Origin of the sequence: Streptomyces katrae (genome assembly GCF_000717655.1) — a bacterium.
GTDB lineage: Bacteria > Actinomycetota > Actinomycetes > Streptomycetales > Streptomycetaceae > Streptomyces > Streptomyces katrae_B.
The window spans coordinates 1-204 of record NZ_JNZY01000148.1; the positions used below are offsets into that span (position 1 = coordinate 1).

General features: G+C 68.1%; 1 pseudogene. It reads right to left on the bottom strand.

The features are described 5' to 3' along the window. Positions 1 to 204: pseudogene (locus tag IF09_RS0139740) on the bottom strand (3-isopropylmalate dehydratase small subunit); the annotation flags it as partial.

A 204-nucleotide genomic window follows, 5' to 3' on the forward strand; every position in this document is an offset into this window, starting at 1 on the left:
AGGGTGAGGGAGATGTCGTCGAGGCCTTCGAGCAGGCGCCAGCGGGCGTTGTCGTCGAGTTCGAACTCCGCCTCGATTCCGGCCGCGCGGACCTGGCGGCTGACGAGGTCGACGGTGATTTCGGCGGTCGGGTCGGTGTCGGTCAGTTCCCACAGCCGGTCGACGGTCTCCTGGGGGAGGACCACGGTCAGCAGGCCGTTCTTC